The sequence below is a fragment of the Aquisalimonas sp. genome, assembly GCF_007120195.1.
GTDB lineage: Bacteria > Pseudomonadota > Gammaproteobacteria > Nitrococcales > Aquisalimonadaceae > Aquisalimonas.
Window position 1 is genome coordinate 1 of the sequence record NZ_SKOG01000222.1, and the last position, 4,209, is coordinate 4,209.

3 protein-coding genes and 1 pseudogene are annotated in these 4,209 nt (G+C 62.5%); 1 reads left to right on the plus strand and 3 read right to left on the minus strand.

Annotated elements, in window-relative coordinates; translation table 11 throughout:
• The first annotated feature begins 70 nt into the window (after positions 1–70).
• Positions 71–808, plus strand: a pseudogene (locus QZT63_RS15760) (phospholipase D-like domain-containing protein).
• A gap of 25 nt (positions 809–833) precedes the next feature.
• Here QZT63_RS15760 and QZT63_RS15765 read toward each other — a convergent pair.
• From QZT63_RS15765 to QZT63_RS15775, 3 genes are all read right to left on the minus strand, one after another.
• Positions 834–1,754 (minus strand): DMT family transporter, encoded by a 921-nt coding sequence (locus tag QZT63_RS15765; RefSeq protein ID WP_290652447.1) that lies wholly within the window; start codon positions 1,752–1,754, stop codon positions 834–836.
• Between the two features lie 52 nt (positions 1,755–1,806).
• The gene (locus QZT63_RS15770; protein ID WP_290652448.1) at positions 1,807–3,105 is read right to left on the minus strand and encodes a hypothetical protein; all 1,299 of its coding nucleotides are present in this window, start codon (positions 3,103–3,105) and stop codon (positions 1,807–1,809) included.
• Positions 3,106–3,140: 35 nt separating this feature from the next.
• Positions 3,141–4,209: NAD(P)/FAD-dependent oxidoreductase (locus tag QZT63_RS15775; RefSeq protein WP_290652449.1), on the minus strand; the 1,069-nt coding region annotated here is incomplete at its 5' end.

Consider the following 4,209-nt stretch of genomic DNA (forward strand, 5'->3'; position numbering starts at 1 on the left):
ACGCTTCACGTGGTGCCACCCCTTCGACTGGCGGCGGCCCTGGCGGTTTCACCGGCGCAATCATCGTAAGTTGCTGGTCGTCGACGGCACCGCCGCATACGTGGGCGGGTTTAACATCACCGAACTCAATTCCCGCCGCCATTTCGGTGAGCAACGGTGGCGGGATACCCATGTGCGCGTGACGGGGCATCTGGTCACGGAAGCTGCCGAGGCATGGAGCGCGTTCGAACGGGGGCACCATGGATGGCAACCGCTCGCAAGGGGAGACGCGCATTTTCTGACGAATCATGGCCGCTCGTGTAAGTATCGCCTTCGTTGCGCCCTGCGGCAGCAGTTCGCGATGGCACGCGAGAGGATCTGGGTGACCACCCCGTACCTGGTGCCGGATTCCGTGGTCAGACGTCATCTGTGCAAGGCGGCCAAGCGCGGGGTGGATGTCCGCGTCGTGGTGCCTGCAAAGGCCGATTAACGGTTGTTGGGGTGGGCTGCACGCTCTTCTTACGCGAAGTTGCTGGCCGCAGGCGTGCGCGTTTTCGAGTACCAGCCACGCATGCTGCATGCCAAGACAGTCATCGTTGATCGGCACTGGGGGACAGTGGGAACCGCCAATTTCGATTACCGCAGTTTCTTCATCAACTATGAACTCAATCTGCTGGCGGAGTCCCCGGAACTGAACCGAGAGTTGGCCGCGGGTTTCGACGATGACCTGCGTGAATCCCGGGAGATCCACCTGTCCAAGTGGTCGGTGCGGTCGTGGCGCGGGCGTGCCGGTGAGTGGGTTGCCCGGAGGGTCAGGCGCTGGCTTTGAGGGGAGGCGCGGTGACGACGGCCATCTACGAGCCGGTACTTGACGTTTTCGGGCTTCCCTCAGCGCGCCACTCTTCGAAGGAGACAGCGACGAGACTTCCGAGGATGAGGGCGACCCCACCGAACTCCTGTCCGGTAATCGGCTCCGCATAGAGAAACCAAGAAAGAACAAGGCCGACGGCAGGCACCGCGTAAAAGTACAGCGACAATCGCCCGAGATCCTCATGCCGGAGGAGCGAGTACCACCCAAGTGTCAGTAGGGCGGTGCCGGGAATAGCCAGGAAGACCAGTACACCAACAAAATGTGGGGACCAGTCGGTTGCGTTGACTGGTTCCAGGGCGAGCGAGAGCAGAAACAAGGGGATGCTGCCGAGCACTAATGGCCACGCGGCGAGAACGAGCCGCGACACGCCCGACCCGACATGCTTGACGACGACGCTGGCAGCAACCAACCCGGCGCTGGATGCCAGTGCCAGTAGCGGCCCAAGGCCACCTTCCACCTGGAGAGCGGAGGTCACGGGGTACGCAACCAGAATGACACCGGCGATACCCATCAATAGCGCGATTAACCGCGCCAGTGTCAGTTTCTCGTGGAACAACCACACGCCCAGTGCCACCGCTAGTAATGGCTGGCTATTGCCCAGAACCGACGCAATCCCGGCGCCGGTGTATCCCAGGCTGATGGCCATGCTCCCGTAGGCGAAAGCAGTAACGGCCACACCAAGCATGACGATCCACAGCCATAGGCCGCGGTGGGGCAACAACCGAATGCCCAGGACAGGAAGCAACGCCAGCAATGTCGTGCCCCCGATCAACAAACGCAGTGCCACAAGGCGTAACGGCGGGGCGTATTCAAGGCCTGCTTTGAGCGCCGCGAAGCAGGAGGCGCTTGCAAGCGCGACGAACGCAAGCGTCACAAGCCGGCGTAATCGGGGTGGCAATGTCATTCGTTCGTCATCACTGCCGGCCGACCATCGACAGGCAGTCGCCTCTTCTGTTTTAGGTAAATACGGATGCGAAGCCGCCCCCTGGCGTGCGGAAGTTCGTGGTCTGCCCCTGGTACAGCCGGGCCGCGATGAGCTGAACGTCGCCGGCGTAGACGTAGTTACGCAGATCGACCTTGAGTGTGGTTTGTTCACCGTCCACCAGGACACCGCGCTCGCTTGGTGGAATGCGGGACTGGGCAACATAGGGGTTCTCGAGAATCTCCCCCCAGACACGCTTGGTCAGTTTATCCCCGCGATAGGTGGCTTTGCTTCCGTACCCGCTGGCCGGTTTGAAGAACAAGTGCCGCCGCTGCTGCCACAAGGCGTCCGCGTTCTCGGCTGTCACTGCGACGGTGCGCGGAATGCCGCTCAGCAGCGTCGTGATGGTGGGTTCCGGGATCTGCCACTGGCGCAGTAGCTCCTGGTCCGTCAGTGCAGTCAGATTCCGCTTGTCAGCATACAAGGCGTAGGTGTGCGGGTTGGGGGTCATCACGACCGCATCCGCCTCATAGGCATGTCGCAGAGCCGCGTGCTCGCCTGATTCCAGCGTGAAATCGGTCAGGCGGTTGTAGACGAGGTCGATGGGGGTGCCTTCATGCCACAACTTGCCCTCGGCATACTGGAGTGAGGCAGCATCCGCGATCACGGCTCTGACCCCGTGCCGCAGGAACATCCGGGCGGCCAGGTTAAACTCCGGAGACAGGTACTGCTCGGTCGGGGAGTCATCGACGATTGCCACGGTTTCCAGAGATGCGTCCCCCCGTTGCAGGGCCCATTCGTCACGAAACATGGCGAACAAGCGGTCCTCAAGGGCGGAAGGGGATCGCTCTGTGGCGGAGTCCTTCAATAGATTCGCGCAACAGGGCGTCTGCGCTCGCGCCAGGGCGGCATTGAGCCAGGCGCCGCCGGCGTTCGTATTGATCTCGATGAGTTGCGGCCCGTCCGGCCCCAGGTGGAAGTCGTATCCCATGCACGCGCCCAGTGGCCCGAATCGCTGCCGAGCGACTGGTCGTGCCCAGCCCATGACGTGTCGCTGATACGCCGGTGTGGCTACCACCTGTTCCACTGCCTCGATCAGCGCACGCATTTCACCGGCGTGCTGCTGGCTGAGGAAAACAGCCGTGTTGGAAAACAGATGCGGGCGACTCGCCAGGATTTCCTCGTGGAGGTCCGCATCCTGCTGCTCCGACAGGAGCTGCTCGCGCAATAGATGCTGATCGACAGTGCGACAGAAGCAGAGGCGATTCAACGTCTCCGCGGCGCTGCCGCACGCAGCGCCGCAAGGCGGTGTTCCGGGCGAATCGGTTGCCATGCGCAGGCTATCCCCTCAGATGCAGTGGCAGTGTTCTAGTGGCTGCAACGACAGCGAACGCAGGTGCAGACCCTGTGACAGCATCTTGGGTCCTTCTGCGGCATACGGCCGGATAGCTCGGCAAACGGATACAGTAGTCGCCCCCACAGGTGCGGTCGATAGAGTGTGGCGAGGCCGGCCCGGGCGTCGCCTGTGGCAATGCGGCGCACAAATGCATGACGCCCTCGGCGGCCCAACCTGGCATAGATCAGCCGGTTGCTGATGCTTTGGCGGATACCGGGAAGAATCGACTGCCGCCAGCGCGCCTCGTAGTCGCCACCTCCAAGCAGGCTGTTTGCGGCATGGATGCCTGAGCGTATCGCAGAGCGCATTCCGAATCCCGCCAGGGCGTCCTGAAATCCGGCGTGTTCCCCGACGAGCAGATGTCCTTCATGCTCCCCGCGGCATGGAATACCGTAGTTGCCGACGCCGCTGATGCGTTGCGTGGCCTGCATTTCCAGCCCAACTTTGCCGGAGAAAAACGCAACGGTGCGTTGCAGGTAATGATTGCTTTCGTGGAACGCCCGAAACATGCAGCACGCCACCGTGCCGCAGCCATCCCGCACAAGCAGGTAGGCGTAGCCACCGGGTGCCAGCTCGTCACTGACCGCAACCCATTGCCCGTCGGCCAAATCGGTGTGGAACTGGTAACCGACTGCCATGATGTTGCCCCGTGCCGGGCCGGTGGCCAGGACACCGGGGCTCGAGAGGCGGTTCATCGTCGAGCTGAACTGGACCTCCACGCCAGCAGCCAGTGCTTGATCCAGCAAGGCATGATCCAGCGTATCCGATCCAGGTCCCCGCCGGACCAGGTAACAGAAAGGCTCATCCGAGCGCATTTCGTGAGTCTCTCCGTCGGGGTCGAACGCCGTCAGGTGCGAGACGGGCCAGCGCCTGAAGCTTGGGTTGATACCCGCGCTGGCCAGTTCCTCCAGTGCATTAAAGTCACCGGTCCAGTTCTCCAGGCCTTGATAGTCGCCGTGAAAGCGGGCGCCAACGTCGGTTCTGCGCTCATGCACGATGACTCGCCGGCCGCCACGTGCCAGGAGGATCGCGCATGCCAGG